We start from the raw sequence: 18,715 nt of genomic DNA on the forward strand, positions 1-18,715 counted from the left end.
CTTAAATCGTCCTCAAACCGGCATTTGCATGATGTCTTGGTACGCCTGAACCAGCTTGTTGCGTACCTGGGTCAGCGCTTGAAACGACACGCTGGCTTTCTGCGAGGAGATCATCACGTCGGTGAGGTCCACGCCGCTCTTGCCCATCTCGAAAGCGGTCGACAACTGATTCGACGCCTGCTGGGTGTCGTTGACCTTGTTCACCGCCATGCCGAGCATGTCTGCGAAACTGCTCGCACCGGCCTGTTCTGGCGCTGCGATTGCCTTGGGCTGAGCCATGGCGTCCATTTGCATGGAGCGCATGTCCAACATCAAGCGATTAAATTCAACACCTTGGGTCATGACGTTTCTCTCAAAAGGGCCGCAAATTTTTGACACGGATTCAGCGGTTACCTAAGCATTAGCAACAAGGGTGCCAGACCAATAGCGGCGATGTGCCACGTTTGATGAAAGTGTTTGGATGGGTATTTGAACAGATACATAAACGCAGAGGCGCTTCACGCATTGACACCGCGCGATGCCTATCAGACGCAGTCCCTGTGGGGGTGAGCTTGCTCACGAAGACGGCATCACACTCACTGAAAAATCAGCGGGTTATCGGGCATCTGTCGTCAGCTCCAGTCAGGCAGGCATCCATTTCACCGACACACGCGCCTGCTCAGGAGGCAAACAGAAACCCTTCGACATCCATCCCCGCATCACGCATCTGCGCCAGCTTGTAGCGCAACGTACGCGGGCTGATACCGAGGCGTTCGGCGGCTTCTTTGCGACGGCCGCGTTCGGCCCGCAGGGTGTCGATGATCATCTGGAACTCGCGGCGACGCAGGTCTTCACCCAGGGCGCCGGCCCCTTCCCCGCTGCCGGTATCGGACGACACGTCCATGGCGCCGGTCGCGACTGCCGACACCGGAGGCGTCGGCGCGGCGGCGAACGTGACCGGCCCGGCAAGGCAAAAGTCCTCGGCCTGAATCACCCCGCCCTGCTGCAGAATCAGCGCCCGCTGTACCGCGTTGTCCAGCTCGCGGACATTGCCCGGCCAGGCGTAGCTGATCAGGCACTTCTGCGCCTCGGCGGACAGCCGCACCGGCCCGTGCTTCATTTTATTGACGTGCTTGGCCAGCAGACGCTCGGCCAGCGGCAGAATGTCGGCGGGACGCTGGCGCAAGGATTGCCACGCGAGCGGGAACACCGACAGTCGATAAAACAGGTCTTCGCGGAAACGCCCGGCCGCCACTTCGCCCGCCAGATCGCGGTTAGTGGTGGCCAGCACGCGGATGTCCAGTTCGATGGGCTTGCGCGCACCGACCCGTTCCACTTCCCGCTCTTGCAGCACACGCAAGAGTTTGGCCTGCAGGCCCATGGGCATTTCGGAAATCTCGTCGAGCAGCAGGGTGCCACCCTCGGCCTGCTCGAACTTGCCGGCCTGAGAGGCAATGGCCCCGGTGAACGAACCCTTTTCGTGGCCGAACAGCGTGGCTTCGAGCATGTTGTCCGGGATGGCCGCACAGTTGATCGCAATGAACGGCTTGCCGGCGCGCGGCGACTGCTGATGAATGAAACGCGCCAGCACTTCCTTACCCGTGCCCGATTCGCCTGAAATCAACACCGTCGAATCGCTCTTCGCGACACGACTGGCGAGGCTGAGCAGCTGCACGCTGGCAGGCTCGACCGCGATCGGACCCTCGCCATCGGCCGGCCCGAGGCGACCCAACGCATGGCGGGCAACCAACGCCACCAACGCCTTGGGCTCGAACGGCTTGACCAGATAATCGGCCGCGCCCTGACGCATCGCCTCCACCGCGCGGTCGACCGTGCCGTGGGCGGTCATCAACAACACTGGCAACTGCGGATAACGGCTGCGCAACTGGCCGAGCAATTGGTGACCGTCCATGCCGGGCATATTGACGTCGCTGACCACCAGGCTGAACGACGAATCGGCGGCGGCGATCAGCGCCTCTTCCGCCAAGCCGACCGCTTGATAATCATGGCCGGCCAGCGCCAGGGTTTCGCCCAGTGCTTCGCGCAGAGAAGGGTCATCCTCGACCAGCAGCACCTTGATGGTCATGAGCGCTCACCTGCCGTTATGGCCAACGCGCCAGGGCCAGTCCCAACGCCAGGAACCAAAGGCAACGACACGATGGCGCAGGTGCCACGGCCCGGACGCGAGCGGAATTCGACACGGCCCTGATGCGCCCGCGCCACGGCGGTGACAACGGCCAGACCGAGGCCGGTGCCGGTGGTTTTGGTGGTGAAGAAGGGTTCGCCGATGCGGGCCAGCGCCGCAGGCTCGATGCCGCTGCCACTGTCGCTGACACACAGGCGCAACGTGTTGCCGCGGTTGTACGCATGAATCTTGAGGCAACGCCGCCCTTCACTCTGGCCGGCACTGGCCTGGACCGCGTTTTCAATGAGGTTGAGCACCGCGCCGACCAGCGTGTCACGGTTGCACAGCAATTCGCCCGTCGGGCTGTCGCACTGCCAGCGCACGGCCACGTCGCGGACATGGGTCTGGGCGGCGGATTCGAGGGTGGCGACCAGCGCGGCCGGTGTCACTCGGTCAGTCAGTGGCAACTCGCCACGGGCAAACACCAGCATGTCGCGCACCTGATGCTCGAGTTCGTGCAGGCGCTCCTTGAGCCGTCCGGCGAAGCGCTGCTGCGTCTCGACGTTCAAAGCCTGTTCGGCCAGGTGGCTGGCGTAAATCATGGCGGCGGACAGCGGCGTACGGATCTGATGGGCCAACGACGCGACCATACGGCCCAGGGACGACAAACGCTCATGACGCGCCAGCTGGCTTTGCAGGTGACGGGTTTCGGTCAGATCGTTGAGCAGCACCAATTGGCCTGGCTCTGCGTCCAGCGAACGGGTGGCAATGGACAGCCGGCGCCCGTCCTTCAGGGAGATTTCGTGGCCGTCGTCCTCACGGGGCGCAAAGCAGCGGGCGATGACGTTGCGCCAGAGCATGCCGATCAACGGCTCGCCCAGCAGATCCAGTGCGGCAGGATTGGCCTCACGGACCATACCGGTGCCGTCGATGACGATAACGCCGCCGGGCAGCAGATCGAGCAGATGCTGCAAGCGGTTCGCCAGGCGCTCTTTCTCCGCCAGCTCCTGCATGCGCTGGGCGCTGACCACGGCCAGCTCGCCCTTGAGCTCGGTGACCCGCGCTTCGAGCAGGCCGTAGGAGTCGGTCAGTTGAGTCGACATCTGGCTGAACAGAGCGAAGGCCTGTTCAAGTCCTTGCCTGCTGGCCACTTCCGGGGACTGCTGCACTAACGAACCAATGGCTGAACCGGGTTCGGAAGACATCTGAGCGGCCTGGGGCATAGTTGATCTCTCGGGTAGCGAACCGTCAGTAAACGGTATGTTCCCAGAGACATAGCAATCCCCGTGCCGAAAAAAAACCGCTGAAAAATCAGCGGTTTATTTTTGGCGCGTCAAACGACAGTCAGTCTTCGACTTGTTCGTCGCCTTCGCGACGGCTCATGCCGTACTTACGCATTTTCTCCACCAGCGTGGTGCGGCGGATGCGCAAACGCTCGGCGGCGCGTGCCACGATCCCGTTGGCATCGTCCAGCGCCTGCTGAATCAGGCCCTGCTCCAGACCACCGAGGTAGTCCTTCAGGTCCAGGCCTTCAGGCGGCAGCAATGCGCTGCTGGCGAAGTTCGGCGTATGGCCGTTGATGGCCACGCGCTCTTCGAGATCGCTGCGCAGGCTGTCGACCAGTTGCTCGTCTTCGTCGTCGACGTAGCGGAATTTCTTCGGCAGCTCGGAGACGCCAATAACGCCGTACGGGTGCATGATCGCCATGCGCTCGACGAGGTTGGCGAGTTCACGCACGTTGCCCGGCCAGCCGTGACGGCACAGGGACATGATGGCAGCGGAGTTGAAGCGGATCGAACCGCGCTTCTCATGCTCCATGCGTGAAATCAGCTCGTTCATCAGCAGTGGAATGTCTTCCACACGTTCACGCAAGGGCGCCATTTCGATCGGGAACACGTTCAGGCGGTAGTAGAGATCCTCGCGGAAACTGCCGATGACGATCATGTCTTCAAGATTTTTATGGGTCGCGGCAATGATGCGCACGTCGACGCTCTGGGTCTTGTTGCTGCCCACGCGCTCGAAGGTGCGTTCCTGCAAGACGCGCAGCAGCTTGACCTGCATCGGCAGCGGCATGTCGCCGATCTCGTCGAGAAACAGCGTCCCGCCGTTGGCCAGTTCGAAGCGCCCTGCCCGGCTGGTGATGGCGCCGGTAAAGGCGCCCTTCTCGTGGCCGAACAGTTCGCTTTCGAGCAGCTCGGCCGGAATCGCGCCGCAGTTGACCGGCACGAACGGCGCATCGCGGCGCTTGGAATGGTAGTGCAGGTTACGTGCGACCACTTCCTTGCCGGTCCCGGATTCACCGAGGATCAGCACGCTGGCGTCGGTGTCGGCGACCTGCTGCATCATCTGGCGAACGTGCTGAATCGCACGGCTGGTGCCGACGAGGCTGCGGAAAAGATTGGGTTCGCGCTGACGCCCACGTTCACGGGCCTGGTCGTACATCTCGCGATAGACCTGGGCGCGGTGCAGGGAGTCCAGCAGTTTGCTGTAGCTGGGCGGCATCTCGACGGTAGAGAGGACACGGCGGCGCAGATCGTCCGCCAGTTCGGCCGAGGAATTCTCGCCCATCAGCAGGACCGGGAGAAACTCGTCCCACGCGGCCACGGTTTTGAGCAGGCCTTGAAGGCTGCCCGGGGCGTTCACGCTGCCGACGAGCACGCAAAGCACTTCTCGGGTGGATGTCAACGAACCCACGACTTGCTGCCAGTCTGTGCTGGAGCAGGACAGGTTCTCATCACCCAGAAAATTCAGGATCACCGCCATGTCACGGCGGCGCTGGCTATCGTCATCGATCAGCAGGATTTTGATTTCACGCCACATGCAATAGCAACTTCCCTAGTCAACTCGATGCCCGATCACGGGCAAGCTTGGCTTTCGTATCGTCCGTTGAGACGTGTCAATCACCGAAATTAGTGAACTTCACTAGTTAAGTCAAAAAACCGTACACAGTCAAATTTATGGCGTACATATTTTGGCTATGGACCAAGTGTCAACCGAACAGATGGTAAACCTTTGCCGCGCTTTTCGCTCGCTGGATCTGCGACATTTCGTCGACGATCGCTTGACGTTCGCCCACGGCCACGTCAATAAGCTTGCGATAGACGCCTAGCAGCTCTTCCAGATTATTTCGCAGCTCAGGCTCATCGTTGCTTGCCTGGCTGATGACCTCATCGACGCAGGCCCGGCAGGCCATATCGAGCTGGCCGATCGCCTCCCAGTCACGCTGCTCGAGGGCATCGACCAAGGCTTCACGGGTTTCTTCGATTCGCTTGAGTGCAGCGCTCATGGGTTTCTCCTTCAGAGCACGGGTTGCTGTTCGCCGATCCCGTCCCAGCCTTCCTTGACCGTGGTCAGCAAGCCGCTGACTTCGTCGAGGATCTTCGGATCGGATTTGATGTTCGCTTCCGCCAGACGCTTCATCAGGTACACGTACAGGTTGTCGACATGGGCCAGGGCTTGCGCCTGTTTTTCCATGTCCAGACCTTCACGCAGGCCACCGATGATTTCAATCGCCTTGCCGATCAACAGCCCTTTGGCAGGGATGTCCTTGCGCCCGATGGCGCCCTTGGCCTGGGCGATACGGTCCAGGCCGGCTTCCATCAGCATCTGAACCAGACGGTGTGGCGTGGCCACGGCGGTCTGGGCGTGTGAGTTAACCTTCTGATACTGACGAAGGGCTGCCATACGGTTCATTGTCTTACCTCGCGCAACGAAGTTTCTATAGTGAGGGTATCGACACGGGCCGGGAAAACTTTAAGGCCAGATGCCAAAAACCCGGCACTGGAGGCCGGGTCTTGATCAACTCGTCAACGGTCAGCCACTTTGCTGGGCATTCAGCGAGTCGAAGAACGAGGTGATGCTCGTCGCCGAGGCCTTCAACTGCCCCACCAGCAAGTCCATCGCGTTGTATTTGGCGGTCAGGGTAGCGGTCAGCGTGGTCACCCGCAGGTCGAGAGCGGCCTGTTGGTTCGTCAGATCGGTCTGCTGCTTGTTGAGGCTGGAGGTGCGCGTGTCGAAAATACCGCCGGTCTGGGTGTAAGGCGTGATGGCAGCCTGCATCCGCGAAAGCAAGCCGTTGGTGCTGTCCGTGCCGCTGAACAGTTGCTGCACGTCGCCCGCCAGGCCCTGATTCATCGCGGCAGTGAACTTCGTAGCATCAAGGCTGAGCGTACCGTCGGATTGACCGGTGGTGATGCCCAGCTGCGAGAGTACGGAAAGACCGCCTGGTGCACCGGTCGTCACCAACTGATCGCGGATTGCTGCAAGAATCGAGCGTGGCATCGCATCGCCGGTCAACGCCGCAGCCGTCACAGTCGCGCCGGTGGTTTTGTCCGGGGTGTCGCTTACCGTCGCTTTGGTGACGCTGGACACGGCTTTGACAACGTTGTTGTAAGCATCGACGAAGGTTTGCAGCGAGGCTTTAAGACCATCGTTGTTCGACGACACCGTCACAGTCGAAGTCCCCGTTCCCCCCACCAGTGTCATGGACACGCCGCCGAGGCTCTTGTCGATGGTGTTGCTGGCACTGGTGATGCTCAGGCCGTTGACCGTCAGACTGGCGTCGACAGCTTGCTTATCGATGTAGCCCGCGCTGGTGGTGCTGGTTGGATCAAGCTTGGCGTTGGCAGCAATGTTGAACTCGGGCGATGTGGTGCTCGACGCCGTGATGTCGGTGCCTTTACCCGTCACCGTCGAGCTGAACACCAGCCGTGAGCCATTGTCATCGGTGATGATGTTGGCGCTGATGTTCGACGTCGCGCTTTGTGCGTTGATCTGCTTGGCAACCGACGCCAGTGTAGCGCCGGTCGGGATGGTGATTTTGGTGTCAATGCCATTTTGAGTGAGGGTCAAATCGCCACTCGGAATAGCACTGGTGGACCCGCCTGAGAACGAAGCGCTCGCGACACTGGAGCTTGTGGCGAGGTTGCCTACTTTGATGGTGTAAGTACCGGGCACGGCCGAGTTATCGGACGTAACGGTCAGCATGGTCGCGTCAGAAGCTTTTGCCGCATAGCCGGCAAATGCAGGCGTGTCGGTTTTGCCAAGATTGGTAAGTGCGGTCTGAAACGCAGTCATCGCGCTCTGCAGCGTGCCGATGCCGGAGATTTTGGTGGTGACCAGCTTGGTCTGGGTGGTGATCTGGGTCTGCTTGGCCAGCTTGTCGGAGTTGACAAGCGCATCGACGATAGAACCGATTGCCAGGCCCGAGCCGAGGCCGGTGGAGGGGGTAATTGGACTAGCCATGTGAGTCTCCTTTCAGTTGTAGTCGGCATTTTGACGAGCACGCCACACCGAAGTGCCCGCGTTCACGTTTCATGCCATTTAAACTTTTGCTTCGAACAACAGGCTGTTTGCGTTCTTCAGACTGTCGGCGAGTTTCAACGCCTCAGCAGACGGCAATTGCCGCACCACTTCGCCGGTTTCTGTGGCGATCACTTTCACTACCACTTTGCCCGACTTGTCGTCGATGGAGAATTCCAGATTGCGATGAACCGACTGAAAGAACTTTTCCATTTGCTTGACGGCCGCTTCCAGTTCTTCGGTTTTCTTTTCCGGATCTGAGTCTTTACTTGTCGATGTGCCTGACGGCGATGAAGCAGCCGGAGCAGCAACGACTTGAGGCGCCACGGTTGGCTTGTCAGCAACCACAGGCACCGCGGGCAACGACTGGATCGTTGGATAAGACACATTCAGCCTGTTACTGATGTCCATGCCCACTCACCTCTTGAAAGTAAAAAGCGGGAGAGCACGCAAGCATACTCCCCCGCCAAAACTCTAGCCGTTATTACTGAAGCAGTTTCAGAACAGCGGATGGCAGCTGGTTAGCCTGGGCCAGAACAGAGGTGGAAGCTTGTTGCAGAGTCTGTTGTTTGGTCAGGTTAGCGGTTTCAGCGGCGAAGTCGGTGTCTTGAATACGACCCAGTGCAGCAGTGGCGTTTTCGTTAACGTTTTGCAGGTTGGAAATGGTGCTGGTCAGACGGTTTTGCGAAGCACCCAGGCTCGAACGGGTGCTGTTGATCTGTGCCAGTGCAGCGTCGATTGCCGAGATAGCGGCGTCAACGTTGGTGTGGGCAGTGGCGTTGTCGCCGCCGCTGATCGAACTTGTACCGCTCGAAACGCCCAGAGCCGAAGCAGTGAAGCTGCCGGTCAGGACCAGGTCGATGTGGTTCGAAGTACCGGTGTTGGAACCGACTTGCAGAGTCACGGTGCTGGCGGAACCATCGAGCAGGTTCTTGCCGTTCAAGTTGGTCGAATCAGCGATACGGGTCAGTTCGTCAGACATCTGGCCGTATTCGGCGTTCAGCGAGGTACGGTCAGCAGTACCGTTCGTGTCGTTTCGGGACTGAACAGCCAGTTCACGCATACGCTGCAGAATGTTGGTCGATTCTTGCAGAGCGCCTTCAGCGGTCTGAGCGATCGAGATACCGTCGTTGGCGTTCTTGATGGCAACAGTCTGGCCGCGGATTTGCGAAGTTTCGCGGGTTGCGATCTGCAGGCCGGCTGCGTCGTCTTTAGCGCTGTTGATTTTCAGACCGGAAGACAGACGAGTCATCGAAGTCGACAGTGCATCGGAAGCTTTGGACAGGTTCTTCTGAACAGCCAGGGAAGCTACGTTGGTGTTTACGCCTAAAGCCATGATGAATTCCTCGTGAGTTGTTTGCTGCGGCTATCCGGCCCTGGCAAGCGCCGGGTGTGGCCTAGAGAACCTACGTAATGTTTATCGTCGCGGTTGCCAGGAGCTTGAGGGCTTTTTCAAATTTATTTGCCACCAGAGCGCCACCCCCGCAGTTTGTTGTCCGGGGATACACAGCGTTTCGGCGCAACCCCTGGAAGCTTTAACCTGACCCGGCAATTTGTTAACCAGTTCTCAAAAAGAAGGGCGCCCCCTGCGGCGCGCCCGGGTTTTGGTTGGCCTCATCTATAGCGGCGGTTGGGTTATTGCAGCAGCTTGAGGACGGCTGATGGCAGCTGGTTGGCCTGAGCCAGTACTGCCATGGAGGCTTGCTGCAGGGTTTGTTGTTTGGTGAGCTCGGCGGTCTCGGCGGCGAAATCGACGTCTTGAATCCGGCCACGGGCAGATTGAGTGTTTTCAACCATGCTCTGGAGGTTGGCGACCGTCGAGGAAAGTCTGTTCTGCGACGCCCCCAATGCTGCGCGCGTCGAAGTGACAGACATCAGCGCTTTATCGATTGCTAGCATCGCAGCGTCAGCATTCGTGTGAGCATCGGCAATTGTCGCACCTGATAGCGCCAACGTGGCTGAATCCACCCCCATTGAAACGGCATCGAACTTAGCGCTTAAATCCAGCGTAATTCGAGATGCGGCACTTGTGTCGGTACCAATCTGTAGCTCCATGACCCCGGCAGTACCATCAAGAAGCCGCCGACCATTGAGCTTAGTATCTTCGGAAGTTCGGGTAAGCTCGGCACTCATCAAAACGAACTCATCATTCAAAGCCGTGCGCTGGGCTGTACCGTTGGTGTCATCCCGAGCTTGAATCGCTAGCTCTTTCATCCTGGTGAGAATATTTGCTGATTCATTGAGCGCTCCTTCCGCAGTCTGTGCCATGGATACCCCATTGTTGGCGTTTCTCAACGCGACACCCTGTCCTCTTATCTCACTCGTCATCATTGTCGCGAGCTGCAACCCGGCAGCATCATCCTTCGCGCTATTGATCCGTAACCCTGATGACAAGCGTGTCATCGAGATACTTAGCGCATCGCTCGCACGATTGAGTTTGGTCTGAATCGCAAGCGACGCAATATTAGTGTTTACAGTCAAAGCCATTTTTAATTCCTCGTTGATAGAAACGGAGAGCTCTCTAACATCGGGGACATCCATTTCTCCCGGAGAACCTACAACCGCTGTATCGACGCAACCGATACTCGCTTGAGCAACTTTTCCCACACAGCCCTTATACAACCACTACATATGTAGGATAAATTTCCACCTAAGCCACTGTAGGACAAAGCTTTCGAAATATTTTTAATTTTTTTTAATATTTTTGCACAGTCGGCGGATGGCTTGATGCTCAAATCCGAAATAGAAAATTCGCACATTAATATAGGAATTTTCTGAATATGAATTTGTGCTGAATCAAGGCTTAGATCTTGTGAGCACTGCGCCATATGAATAGTGCAGGACAAACGACAGAGACTGAGGCATTTATGAACGTGATATCAGGAACATCGAAAGTGGATACCCTAAAGGGGACAGCAGGCAGCGATAGCATCGACGGTCTGGCTGGCGATGACAGGCTCCAGGGCGACGGAGGTGCAGACTTATTAAATGGCGGAGAGGGTTTTGACACAGCGGTATTTAGTGACGCCTCAAACCTCAACCTAAAAACCAATCAACACACCGGCCATGCGGAAGGTGACACGTTCATTGGTATCGAACGATTTGAAGGCTCTACCTCACCTAACACTTTTGTGAGCGATGCACGCCCCGCTACATTCAACGGCGGCGGCGGGATAGATACGATGGACTACTCCACTTCACCTGAAGCAGTCAGTGTCAGCCTGAATGCGAAAGGCTCTATCACCTCTGGCGGTGACTCCGAAGGACATCAGCTGATCAGCATCGAAAATGTAATCGGCTCTGCTTTCGCCGACACCTTGGCTACAGAGCTTCCGAACTCGGCTCTGCAGGGAGGGCTTGGAAACGATATCTACATCGCAGCCGGTCTTGCGAATTCCACCACGAAATTTGTGGAGGAAGCAGACGGAGGGGACGACGAAGTGAGGACTGCCTTACCCAACTGGACGCTTGATCCCCATATCGAGCGCCTGACATACACGGGCTCCGCCAACTTCATCGGAACGGGCACTGAACAAGCCAACACCCTGACCGGCGGAGCCGGCCACGACAAATTGCTGGGAAAAGGCGGGCCGGATCAGCTAATGGGGGGAAACGGTAATGATGTACTCGAGGGAGGCGCAGACGCGGATGTCCTGAATGGCGGAGGCGATTACGACATCGCAAGTTATTTAGACAGTCCGGAAGCGATTACTTTCAACTTTGAGACCAATGTGCACTCCGGTTTTGCCAGCGGCGACACATATATTGATGTTGAGCTGATACGCGGGTCTAACCACGCCGACACGTTTATCCCAGGCCAGATACCAACCTCTTTTGACGGCGGCGCCGGTATTGACCTTGCAGATTACTCCGCATCGACTGCGGCTGTTGCGGTAGACAGATCGCTGACTTGGACCCAAGGTACCTCCCCTGTGGCAGACGTTTTGACGAACGTCGAGGTGTTCAAAGGTACGCAGTATGATGACACTTTCATCGGTGGTAATGATGCCGAAAACTTTATTGGCGGTGCGGGGAAGGACAGCTTCAACGGCGGTAACGGAGCAGATGGCGCCTGGTATGTGACCAACTACCAAGCGGTCGAGATCGACCTTGCAAATAATATCAGCAAGGGCGGGGATGCAGACGGTGACACCTTTTCAAGTATCGAGAACATCATTGGTACCAGCTTTGACGACGTGATAACTGGGGACCATCTCGCGAACCAGCTCGAAGGTGGCGCGGGGGATGACGTCATTCACGGAGGTGCCGGTGATGACTTCATTTATGGAGGCATGGTCTCGTCGACGGCGGCTGTTCCGATCTCTCCTGGTAAGGAAGGGCATCAGGCAGACATGCTTTATGGAGGGGAAGGTAATGACACCATCCGAACCCACACCGCCGATAAAGGCTCAGTGATCTATGGAGAAGGTGGCAACGATTCCCTATCGGTTAATTCAGGTGTAGCCCATGGAGGCGTCGGAAATGACCGACTAGCTGCGTGGGGCTCGGATTATGAGGTTCATGGCAACTTCGGCAATGACAGCTTTGAGCTACACGGTCGGGGAGATGCCCATGGCGGAGAGGGGGATGATCAGTTCGTGATGTATAACGCCGGTAGTGTCTTTGGTGACGAAGGGAACGACGTCTTCCAGATGATCGGAGTCGCTAATGCTTATGGTGGCGAAGGCTCGGATACCTATATCGTCGAATCTTATGCAGGTGGTGGTATCGGTGATGAGGGGACAACCGGCCACGACACCGTAAAATTCTTAAGTATTCCAACCTTAGATGATTTGAAGGTGGCGAAAGTGGGTTATAACGCTTTCATTCATTCGCAACAAAATCAAGGCGCTAATATTGGTGACAATGCGTTCATACTTTTTGATTGGTTCAATGGACAGCAGACCATTGAGACCTTTCAAGTAGCGAACGGAGACAGCTTCTCGATCGAGGGTATGGTGAGCTGACGCAAGCATGAGGCGTGGTTAGCAGACCACGCCTCTTCATTGACACGTTGGCAGCGCCCTACTCTTCTTTGAAAGCCCGCTGCGAATGGTCCATGATCGGCTTGATCAAGTAAGACAACACTGTCCTGTTGCCAGTCTTTATCAGTGACTCAACAGGCATTCCCGGCACAAGCTTAAGCTCTTCCAGCTTTGCCAACTCTGATGGAGGAATGGCGATGCCAACGCGGTAGTACCCTAATACATTTTCCGGCGAGCTTACCAAGTCAGGAGAAATTCTTAACACTTCGCCTAGGAGTTCGGGTGTGGTGTTAAGGTTAAACGCCGTCAAACGTAAAATCGCCGGCTGCCCGACAGCCAGCTGATCTATATCTTGCGGGGCGACAGTGGCCTCAACGATGAATTCGTCGCTCAATGGAACAATGTCCATCAAGCGTTCAGCTGGAGAAATAACGCCCCCCTCGGTATGGATTGACAACTGGTGGACACGTCCGGCCAATGGCGCTCTGATTTCAGAGGCGGCTAGCTGAGCAGCCGCAGCAATTTCTCGCTCTCTAAGCTCGCCTACTCGAACCTGAAGGTCACGTAATTCAACAACGACATTGCTTAGGAATGTCTGAGCCACCAGGAGAAGCTCTATCTCCGTCTCGGCAATTTTGCTTTTAGTTTCCGCGACAGCGGCAACGAGTTGACCTTGCTCACCCTGCAGTCTGGCATGGCTACGCGCGAGTGCATTCATACGATCGAGCGTCATCATGCCCTTTTCGTACAACGTGGTGACCGCCTTAAGCTCCTGCTCCACCAGTTTTATTTCCGCACCTTTAGTTCTCTGTTGCAGCGCGTGGCCTTTGATTTTCTCGCGCAGCTGACTAATACGCTCGTTAAGCTGCTTTTCTTGACCTTCTCGCAAGCGTCGATTTTCGGTAAACAGTCGGCGCTCACTCAATACTGCCGCTTCTATCGTCTTGCCTTCTCGCTGTTGAAGAATCCAAGGCACCTCAAAGGAAGAAAGACCGTCTCGTTCAGCTTCAAGCCTGGCCTCTCGCGCCCAAGATTGCTCAAGCGCTTTACTAACGATAGCGAGGTTAGTACGGTTCAACGTCGCATCCAGGCGGATGAGTATCTGCCCCTCATGTACTTGCTGCCCTTCGGTGACTAGAAGTTCTCCAACTACACCGCCGCTGAGATGCTTGACGGTCTTTACATGACCTAATACCGCAACGCTTCCGGGCGCGACTACTGCGCTGGCTAATTGTGCGACACTTGACCAGCCTATAGCGCCGCCAGCGAGTGCAAGTATGCAGATTGAACCACCCCAAAGATGTTGTTTTATGGACTTAGCTGCCCATACCTGATGATCCACGCTCATAACGAGGTACTCCCCGCAGTCACATGTCCATTATTTGCAGATTTCAACACCTTATCTTTGGGGCCAAATGCAACCTGCAATCCACCATTAAGAATTAGCACCTGATCGAGAACAGCGAGGATATTAGTGCGGTGAGCTACGACCACAACAATTCCACCTCGGCGTTTCACGGACAAAATAGCTTCGGATAAAGCCAGCTCGCCATCCCTATCCAAGTTCGAATTAGGTTCATCCAGCACCACCAGAAATGGATCGCCATACAAAGCACGAGCCAGCGCGATACGCTGCTGCTGTCCCGCACTGAGTTTTGATGCATCTTGGCCGACTAGGGTCTGGTAGCCATTTGGCAACTGCAATATAAGCTCATGGACTCCGGCGATTCGGGCTGCGGCGATGACTTGATCATCAGTGGCGGCCGGATCAAGGCGTGCAATGCTCTCTGCAATGGTGGTACCGATCAGCTCAGTGTGCTGTGCCATGTAGCCAATCAGCTGACCTTGTCGACCAGCGGGAAAAAGGCTGAGTGGGACGCCATCAAAGCTAACCTGCCCACGGGCGCAGCCCCAGCTCCCTACTAAGGCCTTTGCTAATGAAGACTTGCCCGAAGCGCTGGCTCCAACTACTCCAAGAGCGCTGCCCGCCTCCAGTGAAAAATTCAAATTCTGAAGCACTAAATTCTGCGAACCCGGAGGCGCCACAAACAAACTTTTGACGTTGACCCGCTTGGCAGGCATCGGCACCTGGGTCTTTTCGGGTGCAGTGGGGAATAGCGCAAGCAGGTCTTGAAGTCGGCGCCAGGCCTCCCTCGCATCAGTGAATGATCGCCAAGTAGCTATAACTTGTTCAGCAGGTGCCAAGGCTCTAGCCACAATTATCGACGCGGCAACAATCATCCCTCCACTCAACGAACCATTGATCACAAGATAAGCACCTACCGCCAACGCACCGGATTGCACAGTCAGTCGAATAGTCTTGGACACGCTCGCGCACAACCCTGCTATACCGGTCGCTCGTCTGTGCCCGGTAATGCCAGCACAATGATGTTGAAGCCAAAGCACTGAAACGCGACTCTGCATCCCCATCGCAGCCAATGACTCGGCGCTTTCAATTGCCTGCTGGGCGACAACATTTCGCTGCGTCATATTCAAACTGGCGTTTTGCAGCCAGCGCCGTGTCATGACGTGCGTGGTGGCTGTTAAAGCGACTAACAAAAAAATGACGACGGTCGCCATCCATCCAATGTACGGATGAATCCAGAAACACAGCGCCAAATACACGGGGACCCAGGGCAAATCAAGGAAAGCGACGGGTCCAGTCCCAGATAGAAAGACACGGATTTGGTCAAGCTCCTGCACCGGGCGCTGCCCATCACCTGACACTTTTGTTTTGAGAGGGACGCCCATAACGGCGGAGAACACCCTGGACGACAAAGACGTGTCGAAAGCCGATGCTAGGCGAATCATCAAGCGGGTACGTACGACGTCGATTGCGCCTGAGAAGAGGTAGGTAGAAATGACCAGGGACACCAGCGCTACCAGCGTAGGCGTGCTCCTGCTCGGTAGCACACGGTCATAGACCTCCAGCATGAACAGCGGCCCGACCAACCCGAGAATGTTGGCAACGCCAGCGAACATCGCGGCGCCCACTAGGCTTCTTATTAGCATCGGCTGAGAAGGTTGAGCGAACCTATAGACGGAACGATGCTTTATTTTTTTTGGCATGACTGGCTCGCAAGTAGATGATCTTGCAAGACTTCATACTTTTTTTTCAACGACGAATAGATGTGGCCATGCGATCGGGAACGGTCCTACACAAAAACGAGAACTTGCGGATAAGCCACCCTGCTACGGGACGGCGCGAGTCTCACCGGCACTTATCAGCCGTCGTCGTTACTTATTGAGCACTGCGCCTATCAAATCAACAAACTCAACTTCCAACCAATCCGCCACCCCCAACCAATCCTGCCGCTCCTGGCACGCCAGAATCGCACTCAACACCCTCCCCCATTCAGCCTGTCTCTCCGCAGAAACCGCGTCCATCAGAGGCAGCGCCCGATCGATCAGCTCGACCATTTTCAGCGCCCCTTCAATATCGCGGCCCAGGCGGAACAGCTTCGCGCAGTCGCGGGCTTCTTCTACAACTTGTTCAGGCAGGGTCATGGCGCGGTCCAGTCCGGGTCGAAGTCGGCGCCGGTGATTAGCGCACCGTCGCGGCTGGTGTTGAGGAACGTGACCTCGGGGTGGCGGGCGATGAAGCGTTCGAGTTCGATGAGGTAGCTGCGGAAGTTGAGCTGCGTCTTGACCTTGTTGCCCCGGCCGTCGCGCACCCAGTGTTTGGCGATGCTCAGCGCAGGCCCCAGGTCGCCGTCCTGCCAGCCGGTGTGGGTCTTGCCGCCGGGGAAGGCGAAATCGGCGCCGAACAGGGTGATCCGCGCGGCGCCCATTTTGACGGCGAGATCGACGGCGGGATGAATGACGCTGCCGCCCACGTGCAGGGTGGCCTTGGGAATCTGTTCGCGGAGCCGGGCATACAGCGGGCTGGTGGAATAGCCGACGTAGCGCGGGCCTTGCCATGCCTCCAGCATTGCGGCGTCCTGGCCCGGCACATAGACCAGCGCGATGTGGGCCGAATCCTCGGCGGGGAGATGTCGCGGGGTGATACGGTGGTCAATGCTCACCACCACGTCCGGGATGATGCCCTGGTTGCGCAGCGGCACGTAGGCCGTATCGACACAAATGATCAGCGGACGGTTGGCGCTGTTCGACGTGCTCAAGAGGCGCGGCAAATGCTGTTGCAGACTCGGCCCCGTGGCGATGACGAACACGTCACACCCGGTTTGTGTCCCAAACAACTCGGCGACATCGGTGTCCCGTTGCAGCAGCGCCCTGCCCTGCTCCAGCAGGCGCGCGTTGTCGGGGGTGTCGGCGGCGAACGCGTGATTGTTGAAGTCGACATGCACCTCGCTGACCAGCCGATCGCGGATCCGCGCGCTGCGGTCGTCGGCCAGTACCAGCTCGGCAGGCAGTGCGAAAAAGGGCAGCAGGATTTCGCTCCGGGCATCGGCGTACGCGAGGTTCACGCGGGGGTCGGACAGCCAGTCATCCTGTTCCAGCAGTTGCAGCACCAGGGCCAAGAGCGCGCCATTGAGGATGTGGACGTGCAGCGTTTGCAGGGAAGCGTCGGCCAGCAATACCCGCTGCAGATCGCCGAGGGCGGTGCCGTAAAGGTGAACGACGGGGCTGTTGGCGGGGAGGCTTTGTGCCTGGGTCTGCGCTTCGGCGAGGCGATAGTGGCGGCTGGTGAGCTGAATGCCGCCAATACTGAGGGTCGATTGTCGGCCTTCGATCAGCTGCGCGGGGATGGCGTCGACGTTTTCGCCGCGCAACCGCTGGGCAACATCGGGCCAGCGCTGGTCGATCACGGCGAGGTTGCGCTGGAAAATCTCGCTCATGACGGCAATCCTTTTCCTATGGGAAGTGCAGAACGCAAAACGGCGACCTGATAAATCAGCGTCGCCGTTGTGCAGGCTGGGATCAGCCCGGTGACGCGATGTCAGGGACGATAAAGGATCGCCGAGCCCCACGACAAGCCCACGCCGAAACCGCTGACCGCGATGCGCTTCCAGGTGGCGTTCATCACGTGTTTTTCCAGCAGCAGCGGAATGCTGGACGACACCGTGTTGCCGGTCTCGAGCATGTCCTTGACGAATTTCTCCGGCGACTTGCCGTCCTCGAACCGACGGGCGACCGCATCGACGATGGCCGCGCTGCCCTGGTGGATGCAGAACGCATCGACGTCGGAGGATTGCAGGCCGGAGTCTTCGAGCAGCTCGTTGAGGTGCGCAGGCACTTTGACCAGCGCGAAGTTGAAGACCTGACGCCCGTTCATGTAGAACGCGCCGTCGGTGGTCTTGAGGAACTCCGCGCCCGAGCCGTCGGTGCCGAACTTGGATTTACCCAGCTGCCACGGGGCATCGTCGCTCATCCAGGTGGCGGTGGCGGCATCGCCGAAGAGCATGGTGGTGTTGCGGTCTTCCGGGTCGACGATCTTCGAATACGGGTCGGCGGTGACCAGCAGGCCGTTTTTCAGGCCGGTCGCTTCCATGAAGCCTTTCAGCGCGTAGATGCCGTAGACATAGCCCGAGCAACCCAGGGAAATGTCGAACGCGGCGACGTGGGTCGGCAGGCCGAGTTTGTGTTGAACGATGGCGGCCGTGTGCGGCAGGCCTTCTTCGTCGCCGTTTTGGGTGACGACGATCAGGGCGTCGATGGCGTCCCGCGACAGCCCGGGGTTGTTGGCGAACAGCTGGTTGACCGCTTCGACGCACAGGTCCGAGGTTTCCTGGGTGTCGTCTTTGCGCGGCAGAAAAGCAGAACCGATCTTGCCAAGGATGAAGTCTTCATCCTTTCCGAATTTGGCACCCTGGGCGTAATTGTCGACGCCGGCTGTGGGCACATAACTCGCTATGCTCTTGATGCCAATCATCATGGCTTCCCAATAAAAAACTGCTGAACATCACCCGGCGCGGTAAGGCGGGGCGTTGAAAATCCGGGGCTTGCGGCCTGAAAAAAAGGCAACGTACAGGTCAGGGCAGTACCAGAATCACTCTGGAATCAGCCCGACGACGTCACGGCCCGCCAACACGATACAGTGAAGATGCCCGTTATGACCCACAGGTCACCAAAAGTTTTACAAGCTTTTAGCTGACCGACAGGTACGGCGCAACATCAGATCGCTGCTCAGACAGGTAATTGACATGAAGATGTCACGGGATTGTGGCGGGTGGTTTCAGTGTCATCGGCATTGCGTCAGACGCTAATTCATCGGACGACACGTGACACTGTGGGAGTGAGCTTGCTCACGAAGGCGGCATTCCAAACGCTGAAAATGCGGCGAATGTACCGGCCCATTCGCGAGCAAGCTCGCTCCCACAGGTTTTGCGTGCGCTGAAGATTATGGTCATTGCGCAGAACCACT

Annotated in this window: 16 protein-coding genes; 1 reads left to right on the top strand and 15 read right to left on the bottom strand. The window is 57.5% G+C overall.

The window, feature by feature from the left end:
• Window positions 1–12: 12 nt before the first annotated feature.
• The 10 genes from fliE to QWI20_RS24565 all read right to left on the bottom strand — a co-directional run bounded on the left by fliE (window position 13) and on the right by QWI20_RS24565 (window position 9,892).
• Window positions 13–342 (bottom strand): flagellar hook-basal body complex protein FliE, encoded by a 330-nt coding sequence (fliE, locus tag QWI20_RS24520; protein ID WP_065987290.1) that lies wholly within the window; start codon window positions 340–342, stop codon window positions 13–15.
• Between the two features lie 316 nt (window positions 343–658).
• A complete protein-coding gene (locus tag QWI20_RS24525; RefSeq protein WP_369307610.1) occupies window positions 659–2,065 on the bottom strand; it encodes a sigma-54-dependent transcriptional regulator in 1,407 nt (468 codons plus the stop codon).
• Window positions 2,062–3,309 (bottom strand): PAS domain-containing sensor histidine kinase, encoded by a 1,248-nt coding sequence (locus QWI20_RS24530; protein WP_369307611.1) that lies wholly within the window; start codon window positions 3,307–3,309, stop codon window positions 2,062–2,064. Before QWI20_RS24530 ends, QWI20_RS24525 begins: the two co-directional genes overlap by 4 nt.
• 139 nt (window positions 3,310–3,448) lie before the next feature.
• A complete protein-coding gene (fleQ, locus tag QWI20_RS24535) occupies window positions 3,449–4,924 on the bottom strand; it encodes a transcriptional regulator FleQ (protein WP_192174136.1) in 1,476 nt (491 codons plus the stop codon).
• A 169-nt stretch (window positions 4,925–5,093) separates the two neighbouring features.
• Window positions 5,094–5,390, bottom strand: coding sequence for a flagellar protein FliT (fliT, locus tag QWI20_RS24540; protein ID WP_133775902.1), 297 nt, complete (start codon window positions 5,388–5,390; stop codon window positions 5,094–5,096).
• 11 nt (window positions 5,391–5,401) lie between these two features.
• A complete protein-coding gene (gene fliS, locus QWI20_RS24545) occupies window positions 5,402–5,797 on the bottom strand; it encodes a flagellar export chaperone FliS (RefSeq protein WP_369307612.1) in 396 nt (131 codons plus the stop codon).
• Between the two features lie 120 nt (window positions 5,798–5,917).
• Window positions 5,918–7,348, bottom strand: coding sequence for a flagellar filament capping protein FliD (gene fliD / locus QWI20_RS24550; RefSeq protein ID WP_369307613.1), 1,431 nt, complete (start codon window positions 7,346–7,348; stop codon window positions 5,918–5,920).
• A gap of 78 nt (window positions 7,349–7,426) precedes the next feature.
• On the bottom strand, window positions 7,427–7,816 hold the full coding sequence (locus QWI20_RS24555) for a flagellar protein FlaG (protein ID WP_369307614.1): 390 nt from the start codon (window positions 7,814–7,816) through the stop codon (window positions 7,427–7,429).
• Window positions 7,817–7,889: 73 nt separating this feature from the next.
• Window positions 7,890–8,741: a flagellin domain-containing protein gene (locus QWI20_RS24560; protein ID WP_369307615.1), complete on the bottom strand. Its 852-nt coding sequence runs from the start codon at window positions 8,739–8,741 to the stop codon at window positions 7,890–7,892.
• Window positions 8,742–9,040: 299 nt separating this feature from the next.
• Window positions 9,041–9,892 carry a flagellin domain-containing protein gene (locus tag QWI20_RS24565; RefSeq protein ID WP_369307627.1) on the bottom strand — a complete coding sequence of 284 codons (852 nt, stop codon included), beginning with the start codon at window positions 9,890–9,892 and terminating at the stop codon, window positions 9,041–9,043.
• Between the two features lie 407 nt (window positions 9,893–10,299).
• Between QWI20_RS24565 and QWI20_RS24570 the strand changes: the two genes are divergently transcribed.
• Window positions 10,300–12,372, top strand: a complete 2,073-nt coding sequence (locus QWI20_RS24570) for a hypothetical protein (RefSeq protein ID WP_369307616.1) — start codon at window positions 10,300–10,302, stop codon at window positions 12,370–12,372.
• 58 nt (window positions 12,373–12,430) lie between these two features.
• Here QWI20_RS24570 and QWI20_RS24575 read toward each other — a convergent pair whose 3' ends face one another.
• The 5 genes from QWI20_RS24575 to QWI20_RS24595 form a co-directional block, all read right to left on the bottom strand.
• Entirely contained in the window at window positions 12,431–13,738 is a 1,308-nt protein-coding gene (locus QWI20_RS24575) for an HlyD family type I secretion periplasmic adaptor subunit (RefSeq protein WP_369307617.1), read from the bottom strand.
• Window positions 13,735–15,459 (bottom strand): type I secretion system permease/ATPase, encoded by a 1,725-nt coding sequence (locus QWI20_RS24580; RefSeq protein ID WP_369307618.1) that lies wholly within the window; start codon window positions 15,457–15,459, stop codon window positions 13,735–13,737. The genes QWI20_RS24575 and QWI20_RS24580 overlap by 4 nt, the downstream gene beginning before the upstream one ends.
• 168 nt (window positions 15,460–15,627) lie before the next feature.
• Window positions 15,628–15,897, bottom strand: a complete 270-nt coding sequence (locus QWI20_RS24585) for a hypothetical protein (RefSeq protein WP_369307619.1) — start codon at window positions 15,895–15,897, stop codon at window positions 15,628–15,630.
• Window positions 15,894–17,189: a motility associated factor glycosyltransferase family protein gene (locus tag QWI20_RS24590; protein ID WP_369307620.1), complete on the bottom strand. Its 1,296-nt coding sequence runs from the start codon at window positions 17,187–17,189 to the stop codon at window positions 15,894–15,896. Before QWI20_RS24590 ends, QWI20_RS24585 begins: the two co-directional genes overlap by 4 nt.
• Before the next feature lie 101 nt (window positions 17,190–17,290).
• Entirely contained in the window at window positions 17,291–18,223 is a 933-nt protein-coding gene (locus QWI20_RS24595) for a ketoacyl-ACP synthase III (RefSeq protein ID WP_282371604.1), read from the bottom strand.
• Between the last annotated feature and the right edge of the window lie 492 nt (window positions 18,224–18,715).

This window comes from Pseudomonas sp. W2-17 (genome assembly GCF_041060445.1).
Taxonomy (GTDB): Bacteria; Pseudomonadota; Gammaproteobacteria; order Pseudomonadales; family Pseudomonadaceae; genus Aquipseudomonas.

Bases quoted from the DNA above. Each gene is read 5' to 3' on its own strand.
- QWI20_RS24565 (WP_369307627.1), bottom strand. From the start codon at position 9,892: ATGGCTTTGACTGTAAACACTAATATTGCGTCGCTTGCGATTCAGACC.
- fliT (WP_133775902.1), bottom strand. From the start codon at position 5,390: ATGAGCGCTGCACTCAAGCGAATCGAAGAAACCCGTGAAGCCTTGGTC.
- QWI20_RS24530 (WP_369307611.1), bottom strand. From the start codon at position 3,309: ATGTCTTCCGAACCCGGTTCAGCCATTGGTTCGTTAGTGCAGCAGTCC.
- QWI20_RS24575 (WP_369307617.1), bottom strand. From the start codon at position 13,738: ATGAGCGTGGATCATCAGGTATGGGCAGCTAAGTCCATAAAACAACAT.
- QWI20_RS24590 (WP_369307620.1), bottom strand. From the start codon at position 17,189: ATGAGCGAGATTTTCCAGCGCAACCTCGCCGTGATCGACCAGCGCTGG.
- QWI20_RS24595 (WP_282371604.1), bottom strand. From the start codon at position 18,223: ATGATTGGCATCAAGAGCATAGCGAGTTATGTGCCCACAGCCGGCGTC.
- QWI20_RS24580 (WP_369307618.1), bottom strand. From the start codon at position 15,459: ATGCCAAAAAAAATAAAGCATCGTTCCGTCTATAGGTTCGCTCAACCT.
- QWI20_RS24560 (WP_369307615.1), bottom strand. From the start codon at position 8,741: ATGGCTTTAGGCGTAAACACCAACGTAGCTTCCCTGGCTGTTCAGAAG.
- fleQ (WP_192174136.1), bottom strand. From the start codon at position 4,924: ATGTGGCGTGAAATCAAAATCCTGCTGATCGATGACGATAGCCAGCGC.
- fliS (WP_369307612.1), bottom strand. From the start codon at position 5,797: ATGAACCGTATGGCAGCCCTTCGTCAGTATCAGAAGGTTAACTCACAC.
- QWI20_RS24585 (WP_369307619.1), bottom strand. From the start codon at position 15,897: ATGACCCTGCCTGAACAAGTTGTAGAAGAAGCCCGCGACTGCGCGAAG.
- QWI20_RS24525 (WP_369307610.1), bottom strand. From the start codon at position 2,065: ATGACCATCAAGGTGCTGCTGGTCGAGGATGACCCTTCTCTGCGCGAA.
- fliE (WP_065987290.1), bottom strand. From the start codon at position 342: ATGACCCAAGGTGTTGAATTTAATCGCTTGATGTTGGACATGCGCTCC.
- QWI20_RS24555 (WP_369307614.1), bottom strand. From the start codon at position 7,816: ATGGACATCAGTAACAGGCTGAATGTGTCTTATCCAACGATCCAGTCG.
- fliD (WP_369307613.1), bottom strand. From the start codon at position 7,348: ATGGCTAGTCCAATTACCCCCTCCACCGGCCTCGGCTCGGGCCTGGCA.